The organism is Bacillus sp. B19-2, assembly GCF_022832475.1.
Classification (GTDB): Bacteria; Bacillota; Bacilli; order Bacillales; family Bacillaceae; genus Bacillus; species Bacillus paralicheniformis.
In genome coordinates this window covers 198,717-222,771 of the sequence record NZ_JALHKQ010000001.1, presented here as the reverse complement: position 1 = coordinate 222,771, position 24,055 = coordinate 198,717, and the positions used below count along the sequence as shown (strand labels likewise).

The following is a 24,055-nucleotide window of genomic DNA, read 5'->3' as shown; positions in this document are numbered from 1 at the left end:
AATCAGAAATTAAATTTCTCTACAAAAAAACCCGCCCTGATGCTCAGGAGCGGATGTTCAATATTCATTCCGGGTATCCGATTTAACCGACCATCTTTTCAGCAATCTGCATGTCGCCGGATGGCGAATGAGTGTCTGCCGCAAACCATCCCGAACATACGACGGCAGCAATCGCAGCAGCAATGAACAGTTTTTTCATCACATTCCCTCCACTTTTTTCATTTTTTCTTCCGCTTTAATCGCTTCCAAAAAGAAATGTGCGGCCTCTTTATAAAGAGACTTTGATCTGTAAACATTGGCCGTTAAGAGTGAAAGTTCTCTGGCGCTGTCGTATTGCTTTGCTTGAAACAGGATGTCTATGTTGTCTTTGCAGACTTTAACCGCCTGTTCACCATCTCCTGCATAAGCCGCATATAAAATATCGATTTTAGCGTCAAATATTTCATTCGCCGCAGATTGCGATCTTTCCTTCCCTTGCTTGTAAAAGGCTGCGGCGCGTTCATAGTCTCCGGTTTTAAACAGCTCTTTGATCATTAAAAACACGGCATTGAAATAATAATCCGATGCAGCATATGCATGATCATTCAAAACGATTTCCAAAAATTGAATGCTCTTGCCCGATTTGTCCATCGCCGCATAAAGCAAGGCAAAATTATGAAGGAGCTGCATTTCTTTAAAATGGTCGCCGGCTTTTCTGACAGTATGGATTGCTTCTGTTAAATATTCTTCCGCCTCTGTATATTTCCCCATCTCGGTATAATTTCCGGCCATTGTAATATAAGTTGAGACAAGGTTCATGTCATGGTCGCCATGTCCTTTAAAAATTTCCATCGCCTGCCGGGTATGGTTTAAAGAGACGATATTCTGGCCCAGGTAATAGTAGAGCTTTCCGACTTTATCGTGAAATTGGGCGACTTCAATTTCATCATGTACATGAGCAAGCTTCTTCTCGGCAATTTTATAGAAGCTGATCGCCTGCTCATAATTTTTTTTATACACTTCATAAGCTCCTGAAAACAGGTAGTAGTAATAGGATGTCATATGTGATGCAGCACTGTCGCCGGCCGTTACGTCGTGCTGCTCTATCTTTTTGCCTCTCGCATCGTAGAGCATAATTTTATGCCGCAGTTCCAGCAGGGAATAGTAGATCAAAACTTCCTGATCTTCCTCCATGTCTGCCAGCAGCGGTTTGATTTGTTCAAACAGCCTGATCGACTGTTCAGCATCGCTTCTTCTAATGGCGCGGTACCATGTATTGAGCATGTTTGCGACTTCTTCCGCGGCGATTTTGTTCATATGGAGCTCCTTTCTGCCGATATTCAATTTTTTCATTTCTTATCATACTATATTTTTCCCCTTATATAAATTAATAGTAATAGTTCATTTCGCACAGTTTTTTTGAATCCCCCACTGTTCCCGCTCCTTTATTAGGTCAAATGACTCTTCAAGAGATGAGAAACCGGGACTGATAAGACAGCAAAAAGCACCCTTGCTGAAAGGGTGCTTTCATACACTGCTGCTTCAATATGAACAGATACTTATTTAGGCATAAACAAGGGTTCCGATTGATGGATGATAATATTTCCACATCGCATGAAGAATGCGGATCAAGAACATAAACCATCGGTTTGCCTGACCAGGGAACACTTTTCCGTTTCCTCCAGCTGAGCTGCAGCTCAGTTCTTTTCCGTCTGTGTTTCTTTTCACATATGCATTTGCCTCCAAGCCTGAGGGCGCTGCTTTGCCCAGCGTCATTTTAGCCCATGGTTTTGCAGACGCTGCTGAATTTTAACTCCCCGATTCCGAATTGTTTATTATTTGCATCTATCAGTCTGGATGCCGCCTGTTATGCCGCTTGAAGCGCAATTACAGTGGATGGGCATTTCAAGAAGTGATAAGCTTTTACTAACTAATGTTGTTTAGCTTCTTTATCAACAGATGGCAAATTACTTTCATCTATTAAATATGTTGCAATCAATGCGATGACTAACAGAGCTGCTGCAAAATAAAATCCTATATTCATACTTCCTGTAGTGTCTGTAAGCCAGCCCGTAATATACGGAGCTAAAATGGAACCTAACATTCCAACAAAGTTGTAGAATCCAAATGCTGTACTTAATGACTGCTTTGGTGCATTATTTGCTACAACAGCAATTAAAACGGGATTAACGCTAATTTTCCCTACAATGCCATACACAATTAGTGTTATATACAGAATTGGTAAGCTATCAAAGTAAACAATTGCAGCTGTTGATAAAATACCAAACGGTAACATCATGAGCAATACTGGTTTACGCCGGCCTAACTTATCTGACAGCCAACTAAAAAATAATGAACCTGGAATCGCTGCCCATGGAACAAGTGATGCAACAAAGGCAATATTCCCTCCGGTTAAACCGCGTGCTGTTTCTAAATAGTATGGTAACCAAGTAATAATCATAAAGAATCCGTAAATTGAGCAGAAAATAATAATATATGCCAAAATTAAGTTTCTATTAAATAAAGATGAAAACTTAAATGGTTCAGCGGTACTTTTAACCCCTTTATCCGTTTTTGGCGTGTCTTTAATGACAATTGCCATTGCAATACCGATAAGTACAACCGGCACTCCGATGATAAAAAATGGAATTCTCCATCCGAATCCCCATTCTCCTACAACATAACTGGAGACATAATAGCCAATTGAAGTACCAAAAGCCATCCCTGCATTAATTACAGCACTACCTAATGTTAAACGGTTCTTCGGGATAACTTCAGACGATATTCCATATTGCGGCCCATAATATACCCCTTGAGCCATACCAACCATAAGCCACGCAGAGATAAATAGAAAGAATGTAGGCATCATACCTGTAACTGCTGCGAGCGACCCAAATAGAATAACACCCGGAACCAACACGCGTTTTTTTCCAATTTTATCTCCTAATATTCCTGCTGGAACGTTCATACTTGCATAACCGATGAAAAAAATACTCATCATTAAGCCAAGTTGTGCCTTGCTTAATGAAAACGTTGATTCAATATCCCCCATAATCGGGTTTAATATTGTTCGCGTTGCATAAAGAGCTACCCAACCGAAGAAAAATACGATAACAACTTTTATCCAATAGGGAACCAGCGGTTGTTTTCCGTTACCTTCCACTGATCCCGTCTCTTTTGTCATCAAACTTCCCCCTTCACCTTATCTATTATTTCCCACTCATCCTTTGACTTTCGATTTAGACTTCATAGATTGTTTCTTTTCGAAATCTGTCTGCGCAGCATAAAGAGAAAGTTTTGAAGTAAATGACACATCAAATGTGGTCATAGCTAGGAAAAGGAGGAATTTTGGCTTTTATCCTCCCTATGAACAACACGGATTGTCTTATTTTGTTATGCGTGTACCCGCTTTTCCATCTAGCGCAGCTACCGCTTGATCCAATGAACAGATCATTGCCTCTTTACCTGACTTTGCAAATTCTATAGCCGCTTGCATCTTTGGCAGCATACTGCCAGCAGGAAATTGCCCTTCTGCCACATATTGTTCTGCTTCTTCTACTGTTATTCGGCTTAGTTTTTGCTCATTTTCTTTGCCAAAATTGATAAATACATTTGGTACGTCTGTCAACATCATGAAAACATCGGCATTTACTTGTTGTGCAAGCTTTAATCCTGAACGATCTTTGTCTATTACTGCTTCAAGACCGTGTAATAGACCGCTCTCGTCACGATATACAGGTATACCGCCGCCGCCGGAGGAGATAACAATCGTTTCATCAATTAAACGCCGAATCTCTTCTATCCCATGGATCACTTTCGGTTCCGGGGAAGGCACAACTCGTCTGTAGCCTCGCCCTGCATCTTCTGACATCGTAAACCCTTTCTCTTCTAATTGCTTCGCTTCTTCCTCTGAATAAAATACTCCTATTGGTTTCGTTGGTTTTTCAAATGCTTTGTCATCCTTGTCCACTTCAACCATTGTTAGAAATGTAGCTACATTCGCAGCCATGCCCCGTTCTTTCATATGGTTTTTTAAAGCTTTTTCCAGCATATAACCAATGAATCCTTGCGATTCTGCGTTACAGGCATAGATTGGCAGTGGTTCAACGACATTTTTGGCAGCTTCATTTTGAGCAATAATATTCCCCACTTGCGGGCCATTGCCATGTGTAATCACAATTTTATGTCCTGCTTCTTTCATTTCAATCATATGACGTGTTGCAGAGATTACATTTTTGAGTTGATTAGCATAAGTTGCTTCTTGTTTTGGCTGTAAAATGGCATTACCTCCTAATGCCAGTACCACTCTTTTCCCCATTTCTTTCACTCCTTTGTTAAAGCCATATAAATTCCGTATAAAGTATCCATCCCAGAAGAAGAACCTACTTTTATAAGGCTTTTCATACTTTTTAAAGATGGGTCATGTTGTAATCTTGTAATTTTCGAACTAAATAAACCTTCTATCGCACAAGTTAAAAAGCGCGTGCTAACAAGGGTTGTTAAGGGTTGTCTGATTAGATTCCCCAATGTTTCAAGGTGTTTTTGTGCGATAAAAGAGTTGATGAAATGTCCATATAATATACCGACCAGTATATCGTCACCTGTTGGTGTTAAACCTTGGCCTCGTCCGATAAAGTAACGAAACTCCTCTTCCAAATTTTCTGTTGGATCGTGTAATTTATTGATCAAGTCCGACACATGAGCTGATTCAAAATCAGTAGATTCATACGATTTAAATGAAAATTGTTTCACGTTTTCTTTTAATTTATTGATGTTTGCATGTTGAAAATCCGTATTTAACGGAAGTATTTTCGCATTAAAATTGAGTTTAAAACAGTTGTGGGAAAGATGGTTATTGCGAACATGAAATGAATCTCCCACCTCAAGACCTGCTTTTAATGTTTGCTTCGTTTGTGACTCAAGCAAAATTCCAAATGGAAAGGTCCCATTTTCATTTGTACCGATAAATATCAATTCATCATTCTGATCAACAATATTTAAACCTTTTTCAAAAATGCTGTGCACAGTAAACGTTTTTCCCTCAATTAATAGCTGAAGTGCGATTGAACCAATCGCACTTGCCTGTAAAATCATCCTTGAAAACCTAGTTTTTCAGCATATGCTGTGATTGCTTTCTCAAAACATTCGATTGGAGGATGAACTGTACCAGCACCAATTTGCCCATAGCCGGCAATTTTATGTGCAATACCTGTGTTGATTACCGGCGTGATGCCTGTTTCAACAACTTTGCGTGCATCAATACCTAAACACGCACCTTTGAAGTTCCACGTCGGAATAACAAAGTTCGGATTTTCTCCAACACAGATTTCAGCCATTTGATTACTTGTTTCAAGGGCATCATTAAATCCGCCTGTTCCAACAAAACGTGTTACTGCAGGGGCAGCAATCATTGCTACGCCGCCAACACCGATTGTTTCTGTAATCGCTGAATCACCGATATCTGGGTTTGCATCTTCCGCTGAGTAGCCGGTAAAATATAACCCTTGCGGTGTATGAACAGGTGCTGTAAACCACTCATCTCCCATACCTGCAATACGGATGCCAAAGTTTTCACCGTTACGGCACATTGCGGTAACGACTGTACCATGTTTGATTGTACGCGCTGCATCCATCATTGCTTTTCCGGTCGCCATGGCAATGTTTAGGAAAAATTGGTCTGTATCAGCTAAAAATTGGATCACTTCTGTACTTTGTTCGTTTTCAACATCATCTAATGCCGCAATTATTGGAGCAACTTCTTTTAAAAACACCAATGACGCTGCAATATTGCGCTGGTGAAATTCATCCCCCATTGCAATAGCTTTAGCAATCAATACATTAACGTTTAAGCCTCCATCAATTTTTCTTAATGCCTTACTTAACACCGGACCCAACACATCTTTCATCCAGTGCAGGCGATTGATTACCTGCTCATGATAAGCACCGAAGCGTAATACTGCACCGATGCCTTCGTTCATTTGACAGTACGCCTCGTTGCCGCTCTCTTTGTTCATCACAACAAGTACCGGCATATTAGGTGATGTAATGCCTCCCATTGGTCCAACTGCATTCACATGATGACATGGAATAAATGTAATCTTATTGTTTTCAAGCAGTTCGCGCGCTCCCTCTTCATCTTCTGCCCATCCTTCAAAAAGAATCGCTCCAACACATGAGCCTTGCATAGGATCTGTCATATTTTCATATTTAATTGGAGGCCCGGCATGTAATAACACATAATCTTCTAATTCAGGAATCACAGACTTGGCAGGTACAACATCCGTTAAGAATGGTTCAGCTGCTATGATCTTCTGGATAACAGCTTCGTTCGCTTCATTTATTGTTTTGTACCCCATTAGATTGTCTCTCCTTCATAGTAGTTTAGAAATTGAAGTACTTTCATTAACTTTTCATCACCGCCAGCAATTGGACGCCAGTTAAATTGAACACACTCTGATCCGCTGTTCTGAACAGCTGCTGTAAAACTTTTCAGCCCAATATTGATGACACTTGGCTTCTTATTAATTAAGGACACAATTTTTTCGTCCACTGTTAAGTCTTCTTGGGTATGTTCAAATTTTTGTATATCAAGGACTGGCTGTTTCACTTTTCCTCCTGCCAGTTTAATCGCTGTACGAACCATTTGGTCGTTTGTCTCACAAATGATTGCACCACTTTCTTTTAAGGTTTCAATTTGCTTTTCGTAACCTTGTGGATCTTTCGCTGTACCTACAACTGTTACAAGCACTGCAAGTTCGCGGCCTCCCTGATGTGCATTGGCTAAAGTACGTTTAATGGCTGGTGCTAATTCACTTGCCATATCATCATGACTGCCATAGCCAATAACGTTATCAATCATGATGACTGCTGTTTCAGGATCGTTTCCAGATGTTTCAAGCATTTCGATACGCTTTTCAGGATCAATCATCGGGTGCGGCTTCCCTTGGGTATACATATCATCGCCTAAGTCAATAATTTCATGATGTTTTGTTTTTAGGATATAGGCTTCTTTCTTCTCTTCATGTACTTCCTCTTTGAATGCCTCTTTCAATAACATAGCTGCTTCAGATGCCAAAGTACCACCTGAGTAATAACCTTTAATACCAACTTGTGAATCTTTTAACGACACGTTTACATTTTCAACCACTGTCGGTTCAAAATTCGGTTTGTCACCATTGGATAATTGAACAGATACAACCGCTGCTTCTTCAAGTGTGTACGCATGATAAATATTTTCTTCCTGATAAGTTGGTTTATCTCCTAAAAATAACGTAACAACCGGTTTTTCAATATTTCTTAATACGTTTAATACTTTTTGCTGCACTTCCTCCGCAGGCGGTTTAGAAATGACTGTAATCACTTTTACTTTTGGATCTTGATTCAATGCTTTGATACTATCTAAAACCGTGATAGCACCAACCTCTGTTGATAAATCCCGGCCACCTGTACCAATTGCGTTTGTTACACCTTTACCATAACGGTCAATGATGCTTGTCACTTCTTGAATCCCTGTACCTGATGCACCTACAACGCCAATATCTCCTTCATTCACGATATTTGTAAATGCAAGTGGCACGCCATGAATAATTCCGGTACCGCAGTCTGGTCCCATTACTAATAATCCTTTTTCATGCGCCTTTTGTTTCAACTTAATCTCATCTTCTTTAGATACATTGTCGCTGAATACAAATACATGTAATCCTTCATTCAATGCATTTTCCGCTTCCATTGCTGCATACTGACCAGGAATGGAGATCAATGCCAAGTTAGGGTTGTTCGCAAGCTCCATTGCTCGCTTCCAGTTATGTGCTTCTTTGTCTTTAGATGTATTTTGTGAAGCGGAATCACCTTTTAAAGCTGCTTCTACTTCTTCTTTCACTTCTGATACTTTTTCTTCTTGATTTGTATCTATAACGATAACGATGTCATTTGGGTTTGCTTTTTCCAATTCATCTGTGCCCAAACCCGAAGATTTAAAAATATCTTTGTTAGCTGGTGTTCCCATCATGATCGATACTTTGTTTACACCATCTATTGCAGATAACTTGTTTGATAAAAGCATTAACACGATAGAATCTTGATAGGTGTTTTCTTTTATAATTGTGTATAACATAATGATCCTCCATTTTGTTATTCTGCAAATCTATTCTTTCCATGATAGCGATTGTAATGAACATCGCCTGAAACGAGGTAGTTATAAAGGTCGTCTACAATTTCAATTCCTTCTTTATCATATTTGGCACTTCTTAATTTACCGCGCTCACCCGGATAATAAATTTCTCCATAGCCTTCTGCTGCCGGTTGTGCTTTTAATTCATCGAGCATCGTCGAAATCTGTTGTTTAAAAGCAGTTAAATCTGTGAAGTATGCGGGGTTAATCACAATATGAATTTGCCCTAAATCGCGGCCTTTTGTCAGGTCTTGATACATGGAGGATACATGGACACCATGAGGTACTCCCAGAAGACTGCCCGATAAAATATCCACCATCATCATCAATCCATAACCTTTTGGACCAGCAATTGGCACAAGTGCATGAACATCTCTTGCATTCGTTGTTGGTGCACCGGCTGCATCTACTGCCCATGTTTCCGGGATCGATTCATTTTTACTTCTGGCATCCAATACTTTTCCCCATGCCTGAACAGTTGTCGCCATATCAAATGTGATCATGCGTTCATCAGCCGATGGTGCACTAAAAGCAATTGGATTGGTGCCAAAGTATGGTTCTGTTCCTCCAAACGGTACGACCATTGGATCTGATTGGCACATACTTAAAGCAACCATGTCCTGTTCTGCTGCCATTTCAACAAAGTAACCCAATGCACCGCTATGCGAAATATTCTTCATGCCTACAACAGCAACACCTGAATTTTTTGCTATTTCGATTGCTTTTTCCATCGCTTGTTTTGCTGCTTGGTGACCTGGACCATTATCTCCGCTAAAGACAGCGGATGCAGGTCCTGTTTGTTCAAATGTGTAGTTTGGGTTTGCTGTAATACCGCCTTTTGCGATTCGTTCGGCATAGTATTCCACACGTACTGCACCATGGGAATGGATCCCTCTATGATCGGCGAATGTCAATACATCTGAAACATCGTGTGCGGCTCCTTCATTTAATCCAGCTTTGATTAGCTTCTGTTTGATTAAATGAAACAGCTCCTGCTTAGATACACGCATCTGATCCCCTCCCTTCTATTACAAGATTAGTAAATTTTGTCTGACTCTAAATAATCTAAAATTTCCTTTGTAACTGGGATACCTGTTTTTTTATACTGTTTCATCACATTTATTTGAATTTCACCGGGATAATACACTTTGTCAAATCCTTCAGCAGGCGGGTTGTCATGTAATTCATCAACCATTTGAGATATTTTCTCCAGAAATTGCTCCTGCCCACCAAAGTATTCAGGGTTGATTACGAGATGAAGCTGCCCTAGGCGACGGTACTCTGATAAATCTTTATACATGGAAGTGACATGCTTGCCAAACGGCAAGCCGAGTAAACTCCCCGATAAAATATCAACCATCATCATTAACCCGTATCCTTTAGGCCCAGCCATCGGTAATAATGCATTTACCTTAAACGGGTCTGTTGTTGGTGCTCCATTTTTATCAACTGCCCATGAGTCTGGGATCGATTTGTTTTTACTTCTAGCATCTAAAATTTTCCCCCAGGCTTGTACCGTTGTTGCCATATCAAAAATTATTGGACTATCATCTTTTCTAGGCGCACTAAAAGCAATTGGGTTGGTGCCAAAGTACGGTTCGGTACCGCCAAATGGCACGACCATGGGATCAGATTGACATACTGTTAATGCCACCATACCTTCTAATGCTGCTTGACGTGCATAATAACCAATCGCACCACTGTGTCCCATTTCTTTTACACCGACAACACCGATACCTGATGTTTTTGCTAATTCGATTGCCTTTTTCATTGCTTGATAACTCACATAATGCCCTAACGCATTATCTCCATGGTAAATCCCTGATGCCGGACCCGTTTTTTCGAAGCTGAAGTTGGGTTTCAGGTTATATCCACCCTTTAATGTACGTTCGGAATAGTATTGCATTCTCACTGCACCATGTGAGTGAACACCTCGTTCATCTGCAAAAATGAGTAAGTCAGCTGTTTTATCCGCTTGTTTTTCAGGTAAGCCTGCTTTCACTAATTTATCTTTCATTAGCTGCCGGAGATGATTACGTTCTACATACACTAACGGTTCACTCATTAAATTTGCCCCTCTTTATAGATTAATATCTCTATTCGCATCCTTTGAATAAATATAAGAGAATGGTTCATCCAAACCAATTGCATAGGTTGCTTGCGGCGTATAAGCTCCCATAAAAATATAGTCACCTTTGTCAACTGGCATCCACTCGTTGTCTAAGTTGTAAACTCCTCGTCCACTTAATATATAAGCACCATGTTCTTGAACGTGCGTTTCAATGTAACCATGCGAAGCACCCGGCTCAAATGAAAGAATATGAATGTTCATGTCATATGCGATTTCTTTTGGCAGTAAATCTTGAATTAATACTTCTTTCATCCCTTCATAGGCTTCTTGTTTGATGTTATTCACATTACCTGCAACAATTTCGGGCGTATGTCCTTTAAGCTGCTGATAACGCTTTTTGTATAAAAACAAACGGCTATCCTCACCATTATTATTATTATCAAACGTCAATTGTAGGTGTGGAGGTACATATAAGAATCCGCCTTTTGCTAATTCGTATTTTTTACCGTCCGCAAAAGCGTTGATTTTACCATATTCAACATACACAAAGGATTGGATACCATCACCGGCAAAACCGGTTTTGTTTCCCCCCTGGTTTTTAACTGTTACCAAATAGTCGACAAACCTTGCACCTAAACGCGGGGATCCTAAAATGGTTACATCACAATCTTCAAAGCCAGGTACAACATTATTAACCAAGCCATCAGGTGTAATTACCGCATAATGATCCTTTTTTATTACTGAACGTGTTTCTAATAAACCTTCTCTGTATCCTTGATTATGATTTAAGTAACTCATGAGTATCTGGCTCCTTTTCTTTATTATTCCTTATAAGCTAGTTCAAACAATACATCTTTCAATACTTCAATCCCCTTCACAAGGTCTTCTATCTTCGTTTCTTCATTGGTATTGTGGCTGATTCCGCCAATAGAAGGTACAAACAACATTGCTGTAGGGACAAAATTCGCAAAAATTTGCGCATCATGACCTGCACCGGATGGCATCAATTTATAGCTGTCCCCCACATTATCCTTAGCTGCTTGTTCAATTATTTGAATGATTTCTTTATCCATCAATGACGGTGCTTCATCCATCCATAAATTAATGTCATAAGCCATGCTGTTTGCTTCTGCCACCGCTTTAACTTTATCTTCAATTTCTCTCGCAAAATCATTTAATAGTTGTTGATCAATATGACGACAGTCTATCGAAAAAGTAATTTCTCCAGGAACGACATTTACCGTGTTTGGAACAGGGGTGACATGTCCAAACGTTAATACAAGAGGCTCCCCAATTTCTCTAGCTCGTTTCGTTAAGTCTGTTACAATCTCACTATATGCAACAACTGTATCTCTTCGTAATGACATCGGTGTTGTGCCAGCGTGGTTTGCTTCACCTTTCAAGTGAACTGAGTAACGTTTTTGACCAACAATCCCAGTTACAACACCAATCGCTTTATTTTCCGTCTCTAATACTTTCCCTTGTTCAATATGTACTTCAACAAATGCTTTAATATCGTCACGAACATCATCTGTTTGACGGTAATCAAAACCGGATTCGTGCATAGCATCTTCGAATTTAATTCCTTCAGCATCTTCTATTGTGGCAACATCCTCTTTTTTGGCTAGGTTAAAGAAGTTTTTACTTCCCCAAAATGTATATGGAAATCGGCTTCCTTCTTCTTCTGCGAGCGATAATACTTCTATTGTTCGTAATGGTTGTCCATATTTTTCTTTTAAATATTTCACAGCAACCAGTGCAGATAAGATACCGAATTGTCCATCTAGATGACCACCTTCAACAACTGTGTCGATATGTGATCCTGTTAAAATAGTTTCTTCAGAATATTTACTTCCAACAAGACGCCCAGATAAGTTCCCAACATCATCAAAGCTTACTTCTAAACCTTCTTCCTTGAATGTTGCTTCCAGTTCGCGAACTGCATCAATCCATTCAGGAGAGTATAACAGACGCGTAATACCCCCTTTTTCTAAACCGCCAAAACTTGTGAATTTCTTATCCAACGTTTCAAAGGTTGATTGAATATCCATTTCTTTTTCTCCCCCCTTCTTTTATTTACTTTCATCATAGAACCCTGTTTACAACCATTCATTGACATAACCAACAATAATGGAAAAACATTTTATGCACTTTTAACAAAGACACCTTTTAATCAATTTAAGGTATGTAAATAATGGTCTAATGCCAGAGATAAAAAGAAACTGTTGGCTTTCGATTACATAAAAACTTAAAAAAATACGCTTTATAACAAATTAAATTTGCATCGAATTTCTCCTAAAGAAAAATCACAGATCGCCCGCTTAACAATATATAGATGGGTGCGACACATCTCTCTTACCCATCAAATGCAAATAAAAAAACTACCCTATAAATCAATAAAAACCATTGATTTATAGGGTAGTTTATCTGTTTCATTACATCATAAATGATATGGCAAGAGTCAGGATACATACGAGCAGGCAATTCCAGGCTGTACCTGACTCGTTTTCAATTTGATGAACAGCTGCTGTAGTAGCGAGAGATTGTGGTGAAGGCAACTTTGCCATGCTCACTTCACATAAGAAATTGATGACCGAGTGTAAACACATTCTCAGGACGCCTTCACATCTTTCTATGCCTCAAATTCCTGACGGGATAGCTAGTCCGTCACTCAAGGAATAAATCTTCCTACTTTTTCATTTGAAATCCCTTTTTCTTTATCATAGATTTCGACACCGCGAAGGATTGTTTTCACTACCTGAGCACCAATTTTGCGGCCAATATACGGACTAATTTTGTGTCGATATGCCAAGTCCTCAGCTTTTAATTCATAAGGTGCATCTTTCTTAATAAATACGAAATCCGCATCTTTCCCTACTGCAATACTGCCTTTTGATGTTAGATTAAAACGTTTCGCAGGGTTTGTAGCAATAATGTCTGCGAATTTGGATAATGACATATTACGTTTTTGCACGCCCTCATCAAATAATACGTCAACATTATTTTGTATACCTGCGATACCCCCCCAAGCTTCAAATGCATTATCCGTGGCTTTTAAGTCTGGGGTACATGGTGAATGGTCTGATGTAACGAATGAAATATCTCCGTTTAATACCCGATTCCACATGCCTTCTAAGCGTGATTGTTCACGGATTGGCGGAGAACATTTTACAACTGGTCCGATATTGTCCAGTTCTTCTTTATAGAAATATAAATAGTGTGTACATGTTTCGCATGTAATATCGACCCCTTCCTGTTGTGCTTTGACAATTTCATCTACGCCCTCTTCACAAGCGATATGAACGATGTGGACACGACATCCCGTTTCTTTCGCAAACAGAATTATTTTTCTAATCGGCTCTACTTCAGTAAATACGGGTCGAGAATCTACATAAGCACGTAATGAGGTTTCACCATTTTTAGATGCTATTTCCCCTAACTTGTCCGTAATTGCAGCATTTTCAGCATGGACAGATAATATTTTGCCTGTCTTCGCAATTTGTTTCATACCTTCGTAGAGGGAATAGTCATCCACATTCATGAAATCTCCTTCTATAGAACGGTCACCACATGTTGCTACAAAGCATTTATATGCGACAACACCATTGTTATCTAACTCTTGAATACCCCCATCCAAGTTAAATGGTACTAAACCGCCGTAACTCGCAACGTCTACAGATAATTTTCCTTTCCCAGCTTTAAATTTTTCTTGAATAGATTTCTCATCTACCGTTGCTGGCACTTGATTTAATGGCATTTCAATGATCGTCGTGACACCGCCTTTTGCAGATGCACGTGTTCCTGTGTCATAGCCTTCCCATTCATCACGATAGCCGCCGCCCGGCTCTGTAATATGAACATGTGCATCAACCATACCTGGAGATACAATCGATCCTTTTGCATCGATAATTTTTGCACTTGTACCCAAATCTTGACCGACTGCTGCGATTTTGCCATCTTTAATCCCTACTTCGACTTCTTGTTCACCATTTTCCAGAATGACTAATCCATTTTTGATAATTGAATCAAAATTCATTAAAATCATCCTCCTCTTTTAATGGTTGGATATAAAATACTGCCTTTCGCAACCGCCGGCATTAATCCCCCAGATAGCCACACCACCAAAAAATGCAAATCATTAGCTTTAAGATAGCAATTATTTAATGTTTCACCGATAACAAATAAGCTATTAACCCCGGAATAGCAAAACCTAAAATGGCAGCCCCGCCCCACTATCAATGAAAACGGGAAAATCTTATTCATTAATAAAGCGTGTGAACCAGGAAATCCAAGCCGCAACTCCACGTCATACACCTGACAGTTAACACCTGTATCACCATAGGTATGGCTTTAAATGCATAAAAACGGGATGACATATTTTGAACCTGTGTATCCGTTCGCAACAAGTCATAAAGCTATCCAACAAAAGATACCATTACTTGAAACGGTGATAATCCTAATTGTAAAACATCACCAACAGCTATATAATTCCGAATATTATGCACTGCTCCCACCCCCAACGTTAAAAAAATGAGGATGAATTTCTTTGTTCAAGTGATCTTCGACATGATATCTTTGTTATAACCACGCTTTTCAAAAAACGAAGAATCATGTTGAAGCATAATGATTCTCCTTTAATATTTTTAACTAAAGGATTATACGTATAATAACCTTCAAAAACAGTGTACGATCAGATTGAAAAGTTATCCTTGTAACATCTGACATATTTCATTTTTATTTTATCTTTTTCTAACAAAGATAAGGAGGCAGCCTTTATGACAACATTAAAAGAAATATTATCTGTACTGCAATTTTCAGATTTAACATTGCTGAATGAGCAGGGCGATTTGGAACGAGTGGTAGAAATGGTTGATATTACAGAAACGCCTGATATTAAAAATTTTACAACGCCGCACTCACTTATCGTCACAACAGGAATGAGCTATCAGGATGATCAATCCGGACTAATCAGTCTTATTAGTGAGTTAAATGATATACAAGTTGCTGGTCTAGGTATCAAGCTATCCCGATTTTTAAAAAAATTAGATGATGAGGTTATTGCATTTGCAAACAAATTAAAATTCCCAATTATTGAAATTCCAGAAAGTTGGAATTTGGGTTCCATTACTCATCATATATCGTCATTTATCCTGGATGAAGAAACAGAAAAATTACACTTCGCATTAGATATCCAACAAGAGTTAAATGCTATGCTTATGCAAGGGTTAAGCTTGAACATGATGATTGAACGTTTAAGTAGACTTATAAAGGTTCCTGTCATGCTGCTAAATTCTTTTCATCAAGTTGAGTCAGCGAGTCATCACTTTCATCAACACTCAGAACATGTTCAAAAAAACCTTAATTATTTCCGAAGATATTTAAATTCAGAGCAAATCGAGCCAAATCACAATGGTGTTTTTCAGGAAGAATACGCCATATTTAAGGTTCCTGCATTTAAATATTTTCCGTATTATTTAATGATTTCAAATGTTAATTTGCTCAACTATCCGTTTAGTTTATTAACAATAGAACAAGCAGTGAACACACTTAGTCTCGCAATTTATAAAAATAGTAAAATCAAAGAAGCAGAGCAGCAGGATACGAACCATTTTTTTACATCATTGATGTCCGAACATCCTGATAACCTTGTTTCACTAACACAACACACCGACCTTTTAAAAAAATATCACATTCAACCATCCGAATTTTACCAAGTGATAATTTGCGGAATTGACAAAGAAAAGAATGTAGAAAATAGCGCCTACTTAAATGAGCGATATCAGATGACTTTTGAGTGGTTAACGCATAAGTTTACTGAGATTGACCCTTCCATTAGTATATATATGTCTCAGGGCGAACGCAGATTTACGTTACTTTTACAAAGAAGACATCATTATTATTTGGAATACTGCAGATATATCCAAAAAGAGTATCAGCTATTTTTTAATAGCTCCCTTTCATTTGGCATTGGTAATGAGGTCTCCGAGCTTTCACAATTACCACTGTCTTTTTTCGAAGCGAATGAGGCTTATGATAATAAATATGAACAAGGCGAAATAGAATTTGTAGAACCCTATAAATCTAAAAGCGTAGAAGAATTATTACAACTCATTCCAACGAATAAATTAAAACCATTTATCATTTATACACTCGGTCCATTAGCTTATCCCCAAACAATGAAAGAAAAAGAACTAAGGTTTACGTTAAATGTCTATATGGCAAACCAATGTGATCTTACAAAAACCTCAGAGGATATTTTTATTCACCGTAATACTGTGAAATATCGTATTAAAAAATGCGAAGAAATATTAGGTCAATCTGTAGAATCTCCTGATACATCACTGAGCATTCGATTGGCATTATTTGCTTCAGAGAAAATATCGTTGTAAATCAAAAGGAGAACCACCGGAAGTTTTCTTTTCTATTTATTTAGTTAGCTGCTGTTTTATTCTGTCTTAACATCACCACAAGGAAAAATAGCAACGCTGCCGCTGCAAGAAGTATAGTTGCAATATAGAATGCTAATACTTGCGAGCCAGTTACATCACCAATATAACCAGTAAGTGTTGGTGCAATAACAGATGAACTCATTCCAAAGAAGTTAAAGAGAGTTAATGCTCTGGCCACTCTATCTCCTGATACGGAATCAGATACATAGGTTATTAAAACTGGATCAATCGCAAGTTTGCCTAATAAGCCATATAAAATTAATGCAATATACAGCACTGCAGGATTTGGTGCAAATACTGTCAAACTAATTGTTACTGCTGCAGCAATTAATAGAAATAAAATTAAACGCAGACGCAAATGTGCATGTTTGTCTATGTATTTAGTAAAAATCAAAGCACCAGGTACTGCAGTGACCGCAACTAGTGCAGCTACATATCCTACTGAACCTTGAGCAAATCCTTTTTCTGCTACAAGAAAGGATGGCAGCCAAGTGACAATCATATAATAGCCATAGCATGTTGCAAAATATACAAAATATACAACTAATTGTCTTGGAGAAAATAAGCTTTCATTTTGACTATCTGTGCTTTGTACTGCATCTTTCTTCTCTTCAGCCGCTTCCTTATCTGATGTTTTATCTTGTTTAATAAACAACACAAACACAAATGTTACAGCTACGATAACGATAGCCGTTATAAAAAGCATATAATTCCATTGAATTTCAAAACCGCCTACTAAAACCGATGATCCGATTAGTCCAATGACCATTCCTAATGCTGAACCGCTATTTATAATCGCATTGGAAAAGCTTTTTTTATCTTTTGGCGTATGTTTCGCTGATAAGGAAAAGGCTGCACCGTAATATGAACCAGTCGAAATACCAGCCAATAACGAACCAATGTATACTTGCATGATAGTTGAACTTGTGCCAATTACAAATGCAGCCAGCGCAAAAACGATAAATGCAGGAATTAACACCTTTTTCTGTCCAAATTTATCGACAAGTGCTCCTGACGGAATTTGCATACCCGTATAGGCAAAAAAATAAATAGAAGCAACCAACCCCATTTGTGTGTCACTAATATTTCCTAATGATTCTTGAATCTGTGGATATATTGGCGTAAGGATTGTACGATAAATCCAAATAGCTACCCACCCTAAACACAATGCAATAATGATCTTTTTGTAATAATCGGGGTCATGTTTCATTGTTTTTTCCACGGTATGACACGCTCCCTTTTTATTATTTAATTATATTTTTTATTTAATTAAATTGTAGGTTATAAGCCAGTCAATAACATTGTTCACTTTCAACAAAAACAAAAGTAACATTATACATTTTAGACAAAAGGTGTCTGCTTAAAATATCGATGGAATGATTCATCGATAGAAGCTGATCTTATTTTTCCCAGCTCTCTCATTTCTAATGATTAACATATTATTTTACAAGCAAACACTTAAGAGCTGTTCAATAAAAAAAGCACTTCCCAAATAAACAGAAAGGCTCCACAAACGTTGATATAACAGTGTTCTTAACATTTCAAGAACCAAGGTGCACGACGGGCGCCTTTAAGACCGGCTTTCTTTCTCTTTGAAAATTCAAAAATTCTCCGATATATATAGCGAATGCCGCTAAATAAGGAGGAGAGCCTGATGAAAAAGTTATGGAAAATCGCGGTGTCCGCTGCAATGTTCGTCGGTTTTTTCGCAAATTCACCCCGCATTCAAGCGGAAAGCAATAAGCAGGAAAACGAAGTCATTGTCGTATATAAAAATGCCAGCGGAAAAGAAAACGTCATCGAACAAGCAGACACGGTAGAACACGTTTACCGGCACATTCCCGCAGCTGCTGTCACTGCGGACGACAAAACAGTGCGGGAACTTGAACAAGATCCCGACGTCCTGTATGTCGAAGACAACCTCCCGGTAGCTGCTGCCGACAGCACTGCTCTAAAAGCTGTCTCCAGCAGTACAGCGCAAACCGCCTCCGCGTTTTCACAGTGGAACATCAAGCCGATTCAAGCCGCACTGGCTTGGCATAAAGGTTTGACCGGAAAACAAGTGAAGATCGCGGTTATTGACAGCGGGATTTCCCCCCATGAAGAGCTGTCAATCGCCGGCGGTGCATCGATGGTCGGCTATACCGCTTCATACCGTGATGATAACGGCCACGGAACCCATGTTGCCGGAATCATCGGAGCGAAGCATAACGGACGGGGGATCAACGGCATCGCGCCCGGTGCGCAGCTCTATGCCGTAAAAGCGCTGGACCGAAATGGTTCGGGGGATCTGAAAGGCATCTTACAAGGCATCGATTGGTCGATCCAGCACGGAATCGATATCATCAATATGAGCCTCGTCGTTTCAGGCGACAGTCAAGTTCTCCACGATGCAGTAGATAGAGCGTACAAAAGGGGAATGATTTTAGTCGGCGCGAGCGGAAATGCCGGAAACGAAAAATCCGTTTATTACCCGGCCGCCTACAGCAGCGTCATTGCCGTCTCGGCCACCAATGAAAAAAATCAGATCGCCTCATTTTCCAACACCGGCAGCGCCGTCGAGTTTGCCGCTCCCGGCACATCGATTATCAGTACATCTTCCGACCGCGGCTATGCAATCGGAAGCGGCACTTCACAGGCAACGCCGCACGTCGCCGGAATGTTTGCTCTTTTGAAACAGCTGTACCCAACCGCTTCAAATGCTGAGCTGCGCAAGAAAATGCAGATTTATACAAGCGACTTGGGCGCTCCCGGCCGTGATCATTTGTTCGGCTACGGATTAATCCGCTTCAAAGAGATCACACAGCCGTTGGAGAAAGCGCAAAAAGCAGTCGGACAAGCGGAAAAGACAAAGAAAAAAGCGGACATTCAAACCGCGCAAAAAGCGATCGAACCGCTGCCTGCAAACGCCGATAAAACCGCTTTAAAAAAGAGGCTCGATGCTGTTAAAGAGCAGCTTAAAAAGACAGCCGAAAGCAAAGTGAAACTCGCAGAGAAGCAAAAAAAGAAAACCAATGCCGACGCAGCCCAAAAAGCGGTCAATGAACTCGACAGCGGCACTTTCAAAACAAATTTGCAAAAACGGGTCAACGCGGTCCGCTCAAGCCTCTTGAACACCGCAAAGCAGGCCGTTGCCAAAGCTGAAAAAGCGGCCACAAACTCAAACCTTGGCAAAGCGCAAAAAGCGATCAATGAGCTGCCTGCCGGAAAAGACAAATCAAATCTGCAAAAAAAGCTCAACACCGCAAAAAAGCAAGCCGCAGCAGCCTATAACAAAAAAGTGGCAGCGGCGAAAGCCAAAGTTAAAACGGCTGAACAAAAGAGAACGAAAAAAACAAAATCGGCAGCACAATCAGCGGTCAGCAAGCTGAAAGCATCCGCCGAAAAAACGAAGCTGCAAAAACGAATCAATGCGATCAAACTGAAATAGCAAGAAAAAAAGCCCGGAATCCCGGGCTTTTCTTGCGAATACGTCTTTTTTGATGCTGTTCTGCAAATTGACATTTTCGGACACGACATCTGCGAAATCGTATTCCTTTCGGCCGGCCGCTTGCTTTCCGCCGCATTCTCCAATCACTTTTTATCAATTCTTTCCGTCACAATCCCGACGATGTCCCGGTCTGAAACAAAGCCGAAATGGCGGCTGTCAAAGCTGTGGATCCGGTTGTCCCCGAGGACGAAGTACTCGTTTTCAGGCACCTTTTCTTCTCCGGTCACTTCCTTCAGCGTAAAATCCCCTGTCAAGTCCCCTCCGGCAGTGACGGCTTTTAAATCGTCCAGATAAGGCTCTTTGATCTTTTCTTCGTTGATATACAGCTGATCATCTTCATACCGGAGGGTTTCGCCCGGAAGCCCGATCACCCTTTTAATGAATATATCTTTGTCAGGTCCTTTAAACAGCACGATGTCAAATCGGCTGATCGTTTTAAAGTGGTGGGCGAACCTGTTGATCAAAAGTTCATTGCCCTCCTGAAAGGTCGGATTCATGCTGACGCCTTCTACTTTATATTCAATGAAAACGGCATTTTTGACCTGAATCCCGATGACGATGACAAGCAGCACCCCGGCTATGACCAAAAAACGCTTTTTCAATTCTGTGTCCCCCTAGTCTTTCTCTCTCTGGCTGAATCTCACGTTCAGACGATGTTCAACCCGTTTTCCGGCGTACCATAAGATCAGCATGACGATGATCACGGCAGCTGTCCGCAAAGGCTGGGTAAAAAGCGCCTTCAGATCATGGCCGACAAAGCTCACCATAAAAATCATCACGAACTTGCCGCAAAGCACCGCCAGTGAAAAAGGCAGCAGGCTGACTCTCGAAAGTCCGGCCACAACATTTACCGCCGCCGAAGGCGTGAATGGAAAGCAAAGCAGGAGAAACAGCGGACCGAAGCCCCGTTTTTCCACCCAGATCATCAGTTTTTTTACGGATGGATGCCTGCGGATAAAACCAAGTGCTTTTTGCTGGCCGAAATGGCGGATAAAAAGAAAAACCGCTATAGAGCCTAAAGATGCCCCGATCCACGTCAACAGGAACCCCTGCCATAAACCGAACGAATTTACATTGGCGACAACAAACACGAGCAGGGGTAAAAACGGGAGCAGCGCTTCAATAAACGGCAGCAGTACGGCTACAAAAGGACCAAAAGCCCTGTAGCTCTGAAAAAACTCTGTTAAATTCTCTTCTGTAAAATAGCTGAATAATTGCTCCAACATTGATTCTCCTCAGGGCGGTTGTCTACTTCTATTCTACACTTTAAATCAAAAACTTTAAATCATCCGTCTCGGTGTTTTCTGTATTAGTCTGAAACAACTTGATCATTTTAGTCATTTTTTCCCGTTCTTGATTAAAAGGCCGTCTTTCGTGTAAAATAAAAACAGAACAAACGTTCCTTATCAACAAAAGAAATGAGGAGAAAAGCCATGACAAGAATTCCCGCCGAAGCCAGGGATATGATTGAAAAGGCAATTTACCTCCCGATGACCGTCAGCATATTAAACCGGGATATGAAAATCATCCAGCAGGGGCCGTTCAAGCTGAAAGATCCTTATCAGCGTCTGATCGAACAGGCGTTAAAGCTTGCCCAGCGCGATCTGTACGACGTAAAAAATGAACTGCGCCGGCGGAAAATCAAGGTGCATGAAGTGTCACGGGATGAAGCCTTTACGATGTATTCCTTTATATATGAGGGATACGAAGAAGAGCATAACTATTTTAATCCCCGCATCCGCAACCAGGTATCCAGGCTTCTTGAGCACTATTTATTCAAAGCCGCTCCCGATCAATAGCGCTTTTTCAGCTCCCTGAGGATGAATTCGTATATCAGCTGATTCCTGTCTTCCTTCGGATAGAGCATAAATTCCTGTTTCTTCTGCATGGCGTTTCCTTCAATCCGGTCGATAAATTTTGTTCTCAGCCATGCCGTTCGGTAAACCTGGTTTTCAAAAGATGTGATGGATACGGGCAGCTCCAGCGTTTCCCCGTTGACAAACGTGACAAACGTGTTGTCATACTTTGCCGCGCAAAACTCGTGAACATGCGCATGGGAAAGCCACCCGCACTGAGGACGAGTTGAGGAAAATGTGGGAAAAAGAAAAATATTGTTTGAGTGATCCACCATGATCGGCGGTTTATGGGAAACTTTAATGACTTCATATGTGCCCGCTTTTCTCCCCGCATAGCTGGATCCGAAATAGCGGCAGCTTCTTTCGATGATCTGAAACGGCTTCATATTGACGCGGAAAGTCCTGTCGGTCTCGAGTATTTTTGAGGCGGGTTTCTCCCCCTCTCCCAGAGGCAGGACAGCCATTGTCGAACTGTTTACTTCATACGTATCTTTTGTCATATCCTCTGTGCTCATCATGATCCTCCTAATCGTTAGTAAATTTATACTATTAATCTAACATTATCCTTTACAAAACGACAGGATTTTTTCCAATTAATTTGAAAATATGTTTTTTAAATTCCATTTTTATGTTTTGTTCGATTAAATCCGTGTTTCTTTGTCCAAATATACAAACTTTTATTCTCATAAACATGCATCTTTGAATAATTATCTAAAAATTATAAATACTTATTGATTTTTTGCTGTGTAATCCATATACTATAAAAAAGGCATCAGGGGGAATCTTTATGAAAGAGAAAAAGTCGTACGCTGAGCTCATGAAGTCCCGCAATACCCAAAAGGTGAAAGAACTTGATGTAACCATCACGGATATCTACATTCAAATGGTCCTTGATGAATCGCTTTTTAAACGGCGTTTGCACACGCTGAACAAGAAGATTAATGAAGCGTTAGACAAAGGAGATAAGCAATCTTTCCTTGAACTTTCAAGAGAATATACAGCGCTGAAAAAGCACGCATAACGGCCAATCCCTCCCGGATTGGCTTTTTTACGCGAAAAGAGCCGGCTTATGAATAGTCCCGGCCCTTTTATCCGTTAATAATCGTTCCACCGTTGACATGGAGCACTTGGCCCGTCATGTAAGAAGAATCGTCGCTGGCTAGAAACAAATAGCTCGGCGCCACTTCAGCAGGCTGTCCGGGCCGTTCCATCGGCGTTGTTGAACCGAATATTTCGACCTCTCTCTCCATAAACGTCGACGGAATCAGCGGCGTCCAAATCGGACCCGGCGCCACCCCATTCACACGGATACCCTGATCGACAAGCGACAAAGCGAGCGAACGCGTAAATGATGTAATCGCTCCTTTCGTCGAAGAATAATCGATCAGCCTTTCATTGCCGGCATAAGCCGTAATCGAAGTGGTATTGATGATTGAGCTGCCTTTTTTCAAATGCGGCAGCACAGCTTTTGTCAAATAAAACATGGAAAAAATATTCGTCTGAAACGTACGGATCAGCTGATGGCTTGTAATTTTTTCGATTCCCTTTTGCGGATGCTGTTCAGCCGCATTATTGACGAGTATATCGATCGTTGGGAATGCTTCCTTTGCCTGGCGCACCACATCGTTGCAAAAAGCCTCGTCTCCGATGTCTCCTGCGATCAGCTTGCATCCGCCCCCTTCTTTTTCCACATATCCCTTTGTTTCTTCTGCATCGCGGTGTTCATTTAAGTAAACGATGACAATGTTCGCGCCTTCCTTCGCAAACAAAACGGACACGGCACGGCCGATTCCGCTGTCTCCACCCGTAATAATCGCGGTTTTCCCGGCCAGTTTCCGCTCTCGTTTCGGCCGGTCAAAAACGGGCCGGGGATCCATCAAATACTCCAATCCCGGACGCTGCGTTTGGTGCTGGGGAGGCAGTACTTTCTTCGGCTGCTTGCTCAAAACGATTCCCTCCTTCACATCGATTCAACCTTACTATTTTATGAAAACGCCCCTTTTTTATGACAAGCCGTTTCACATGCATGATTATTTCTCA

General features: G+C 40.5%; 23 protein-coding genes. 4 read left to right on the top strand and 19 right to left on the bottom strand.

All coding sequences use genetic code 11. The features are described 5' to 3' along the window. Positions 1-82: 82 nt before the first annotated feature. The 14 genes from MST20_RS01185 to MST20_RS01120 form a co-directional block, all read right to left on the bottom strand. On the bottom strand, positions 83-199 hold the full coding sequence (locus MST20_RS01185; protein WP_165426590.1) for a phosphatase: 117 nt from the start codon (positions 197-199) through the stop codon (positions 83-85). Continuing rightward, positions 199-1,296: a Rap family tetratricopeptide repeat protein gene (locus tag MST20_RS01180; RefSeq protein WP_243939502.1), complete on the bottom strand. Its 1,098-nt coding sequence runs from the start codon at positions 1,294-1,296 to the stop codon at positions 199-201. The genes MST20_RS01185 and MST20_RS01180 overlap by 1 nt, the downstream gene beginning before the upstream one ends. 246 nt (positions 1,297-1,542) lie before the next feature. Next, on the bottom strand, positions 1,543-1,707 hold the full coding sequence (locus tag MST20_RS01175; protein WP_243939501.1) for a hypothetical protein: 165 nt from the start codon (positions 1,705-1,707) through the stop codon (positions 1,543-1,545). A 202-nt stretch (positions 1,708-1,909) separates the two neighbouring features. Then, positions 1,910-3,163 carry an MFS transporter gene (locus MST20_RS01170; protein ID WP_243939500.1) on the bottom strand — a complete coding sequence of 418 codons (1,254 nt, stop codon included), beginning with the start codon at positions 3,161-3,163 and terminating at the stop codon, positions 1,910-1,912. 201 nt (positions 3,164-3,364) lie between these two features. Beyond that, positions 3,365-4,297: a carbamate kinase gene (arcC, locus tag MST20_RS01165; protein WP_243939498.1), complete on the bottom strand. Its 933-nt coding sequence runs from the start codon at positions 4,295-4,297 to the stop codon at positions 3,365-3,367. Positions 4,298-4,302: 5 nt separating this feature from the next. Next, positions 4,303-5,073 (bottom strand): oxamate carbamoyltransferase subunit AllH family protein, encoded by a 771-nt coding sequence (locus MST20_RS01160; protein ID WP_243939496.1) that lies wholly within the window; start codon positions 5,071-5,073, stop codon positions 4,303-4,305. Next, positions 5,070-6,335 (bottom strand): YlbE family protein, encoded by a 1,266-nt coding sequence (locus MST20_RS01155; protein WP_243939494.1) that lies wholly within the window; start codon positions 6,333-6,335, stop codon positions 5,070-5,072. The genes MST20_RS01160 and MST20_RS01155 overlap by 4 nt, the downstream gene beginning before the upstream one ends. Next, positions 6,335-8,092 carry an acyl-CoA synthetase FdrA gene (locus MST20_RS01150; protein ID WP_243939492.1) on the bottom strand — a complete coding sequence of 586 codons (1,758 nt, stop codon included), beginning with the start codon at positions 8,090-8,092 and terminating at the stop codon, positions 6,335-6,337. Before MST20_RS01150 ends, MST20_RS01155 begins: the two co-directional genes overlap by 1 nt. Before the next feature lie 17 nt (positions 8,093-8,109). Next, positions 8,110-9,159: an ureidoglycolate dehydrogenase gene (gene allD / locus MST20_RS01145; protein WP_243939490.1), complete on the bottom strand. Its 1,050-nt coding sequence runs from the start codon at positions 9,157-9,159 to the stop codon at positions 8,110-8,112. Between the two features lie 26 nt (positions 9,160-9,185). After that, the gene (allD, locus tag MST20_RS01140) at positions 9,186-10,214 is read right to left on the bottom strand and encodes an ureidoglycolate dehydrogenase (protein ID WP_165426583.1); all 1,029 of its coding nucleotides are present in this window, start codon (positions 10,212-10,214) and stop codon (positions 9,186-9,188) included. Positions 10,215-10,229: 15 nt separating this feature from the next. Continuing rightward, complete coding sequence (gene allE, locus MST20_RS01135; protein WP_243939488.1) at positions 10,230-11,018, bottom strand: (S)-ureidoglycine aminohydrolase; 789 nt, start codon at positions 11,016-11,018, stop codon at positions 10,230-10,232. A gap of 23 nt (positions 11,019-11,041) precedes the next feature. Continuing rightward, positions 11,042-12,271, bottom strand: a complete 1,230-nt coding sequence (gene allC, locus MST20_RS01130; protein WP_243939486.1) for an allantoate deiminase — start codon at positions 12,269-12,271, stop codon at positions 11,042-11,044. 620 nt (positions 12,272-12,891) lie between these two features. Beyond that, on the bottom strand, positions 12,892-14,256 hold the full coding sequence (allB, locus tag MST20_RS01125) for an allantoinase AllB (RefSeq protein ID WP_243939484.1): 1,365 nt from the start codon (positions 14,254-14,256) through the stop codon (positions 12,892-12,894). 5 nt (positions 14,257-14,261) lie between these two features. Next, the gene (locus MST20_RS01120; protein ID WP_243939482.1) at positions 14,262-14,525 is read right to left on the bottom strand and encodes a hypothetical protein; all 264 of its coding nucleotides are present in this window, start codon (positions 14,523-14,525) and stop codon (positions 14,262-14,264) included. A gap of 470 nt (positions 14,526-14,995) precedes the next feature. On the opposite strand from MST20_RS01120, the gene MST20_RS01115 reads away from it, so the two are divergent. After that, the gene (locus MST20_RS01115; protein WP_243939480.1) at positions 14,996-16,609 is read left to right on the top strand and encodes a PucR family transcriptional regulator; all 1,614 of its coding nucleotides are present in this window, start codon (positions 14,996-14,998) and stop codon (positions 16,607-16,609) included. A 40-nt stretch (positions 16,610-16,649) separates the two neighbouring features. Here MST20_RS01115 and MST20_RS01110 read toward each other — a convergent pair whose 3' ends face one another. Further along, on the bottom strand, positions 16,650-17,891 hold the full coding sequence (locus MST20_RS01110) for an MFS transporter (RefSeq protein ID WP_243939478.1): 1,242 nt from the start codon (positions 17,889-17,891) through the stop codon (positions 16,650-16,652). A 432-nt stretch (positions 17,892-18,323) separates the two neighbouring features. Between MST20_RS01110 and MST20_RS01105 the strand changes: the two genes are divergently transcribed. Further along, a complete protein-coding gene (locus MST20_RS01105) occupies positions 18,324-20,099 on the top strand; it encodes a S8 family peptidase (protein ID WP_243939476.1) in 1,776 nt (591 codons plus the stop codon). 143 nt (positions 20,100-20,242) lie between these two features. Here MST20_RS01105 and lepB read toward each other — a convergent pair whose 3' ends face one another. Both lepB and MST20_RS01095 read right to left on the bottom strand, forming a co-directional pair. Then, positions 20,243-20,761 carry a signal peptidase I gene (gene lepB / locus MST20_RS01100; RefSeq protein ID WP_128822839.1) on the bottom strand — a complete coding sequence of 173 codons (519 nt, stop codon included), beginning with the start codon at positions 20,759-20,761 and terminating at the stop codon, positions 20,243-20,245. 12 nt (positions 20,762-20,773) lie between these two features. After that, the gene (locus MST20_RS01095; protein ID WP_043927307.1) at positions 20,774-21,385 is read right to left on the bottom strand and encodes a TVP38/TMEM64 family protein; all 612 of its coding nucleotides are present in this window, start codon (positions 21,383-21,385) and stop codon (positions 20,774-20,776) included. Positions 21,386-21,592: 207 nt separating this feature from the next. Here MST20_RS01095 and MST20_RS01090 point away from each other — a divergent pair, with 207 nt between their 5' ends. Beyond that, positions 21,593-21,958, top strand: coding sequence for a YhjD family protein (locus tag MST20_RS01090; protein WP_165426576.1), 366 nt, complete (start codon positions 21,593-21,595; stop codon positions 21,956-21,958). On the opposite strand, the gene MST20_RS01085 is transcribed toward MST20_RS01090, so the two are convergent. Further along, the gene (locus MST20_RS01085; RefSeq protein WP_026579946.1) at positions 21,952-22,530 is read right to left on the bottom strand and encodes a competence protein ComK; all 579 of its coding nucleotides are present in this window, start codon (positions 22,528-22,530) and stop codon (positions 21,952-21,954) included. The two genes, MST20_RS01090 and MST20_RS01085, sit on opposite strands and share 7 nt — an antisense overlap. A 272-nt stretch (positions 22,531-22,802) precedes the next feature. Here MST20_RS01085 and MST20_RS01080 point away from each other — a divergent pair, with 272 nt between their 5' ends. After that, entirely contained in the window at positions 22,803-23,036 is a 234-nt protein-coding gene (locus MST20_RS01080) for an IDEAL domain-containing protein (RefSeq protein WP_020450828.1), read from the top strand. Positions 23,037-23,103: 67 nt separating this feature from the next. On the opposite strand, the gene MST20_RS01075 is transcribed toward MST20_RS01080, so the two are convergent. After that, positions 23,104-23,961 (bottom strand): SDR family oxidoreductase, encoded by an 858-nt coding sequence (locus MST20_RS01075; RefSeq protein ID WP_243939474.1) that lies wholly within the window; start codon positions 23,959-23,961, stop codon positions 23,104-23,106. Positions 23,962-24,055: the final 94 nt, after the last annotated feature.

Coding starts and splice junctions, on each gene's coding strand:
- MST20_RS01185 (WP_165426590.1), bottom strand. CDS start 199: ATGAAAAAACTGTTCATTGCTGCTGCGATTGCTGCCGTCGTATGTTCG.
- MST20_RS01180 (WP_243939502.1), bottom strand. CDS start 1,296: ATGAACAAAATCGCCGCGGAAGAAGTCGCAAACATGCTCAATACATGG.
- MST20_RS01170 (WP_243939500.1), bottom strand. CDS start 3,163: ATGACAAAAGAGACGGGATCAGTGGAAGGTAACGGAAAACAACCGCTG.
- arcC (WP_243939498.1), bottom strand. CDS start 4,297: ATGGGGAAAAGAGTGGTACTGGCATTAGGAGGTAATGCCATTTTACAG.
- MST20_RS01160 (WP_243939496.1), bottom strand. CDS start 5,073: ATGATTTTACAGGCAAGTGCGATTGGTTCAATCGCACTTCAGCTATTA.
- MST20_RS01155 (WP_243939494.1), bottom strand. CDS start 6,335: ATGGGGTACAAAACAATAAATGAAGCGAACGAAGCTGTTATCCAGAAG.
- MST20_RS01150 (WP_243939492.1), bottom strand. CDS start 8,092: ATGTTATACACAATTATAAAAGAAAACACCTATCAAGATTCTATCGTG.
- allD (WP_243939490.1), bottom strand. CDS start 9,159: ATGCGTGTATCTAAGCAGGAGCTGTTTCATTTAATCAAACAGAAGCTA.
- allD (WP_165426583.1), bottom strand. CDS start 10,214: ATGAGTGAACCGTTAGTGTATGTAGAACGTAATCATCTCCGGCAGCTA.
- allE (WP_243939488.1), bottom strand. CDS start 11,018: ATGAGTTACTTAAATCATAATCAAGGATACAGAGAAGGTTTATTAGAA.
- allC (WP_243939486.1), bottom strand. CDS start 12,271: ATGGATATTCAATCAACCTTTGAAACGTTGGATAAGAAATTCACAAGT.
- allB (WP_243939484.1), bottom strand. CDS start 14,256: ATGAATTTTGATTCAATTATCAAAAATGGATTAGTCATTCTGGAAAAT.
- MST20_RS01115 (WP_243939480.1), top strand. CDS start 14,996: ATGACAACATTAAAAGAAATATTATCTGTACTGCAATTTTCAGATTTA.
- MST20_RS01105 (WP_243939476.1), top strand. CDS start 18,324: ATGAAAAAGTTATGGAAAATCGCGGTGTCCGCTGCAATGTTCGTCGGT.
- MST20_RS01095 (WP_043927307.1), bottom strand. CDS start 21,385: ATGTTGGAGCAATTATTCAGCTATTTTACAGAAGAGAATTTAACAGAG.
- MST20_RS01090 (WP_165426576.1), top strand. CDS start 21,593: ATGACAAGAATTCCCGCCGAAGCCAGGGATATGATTGAAAAGGCAATT.
- MST20_RS01085 (WP_026579946.1), bottom strand. CDS start 22,530: ATGAGCACAGAGGATATGACAAAAGATACGTATGAAGTAAACAGTTCG.
- MST20_RS01080 (WP_020450828.1), top strand. CDS start 22,803: ATGAAAGAGAAAAAGTCGTACGCTGAGCTCATGAAGTCCCGCAATACC.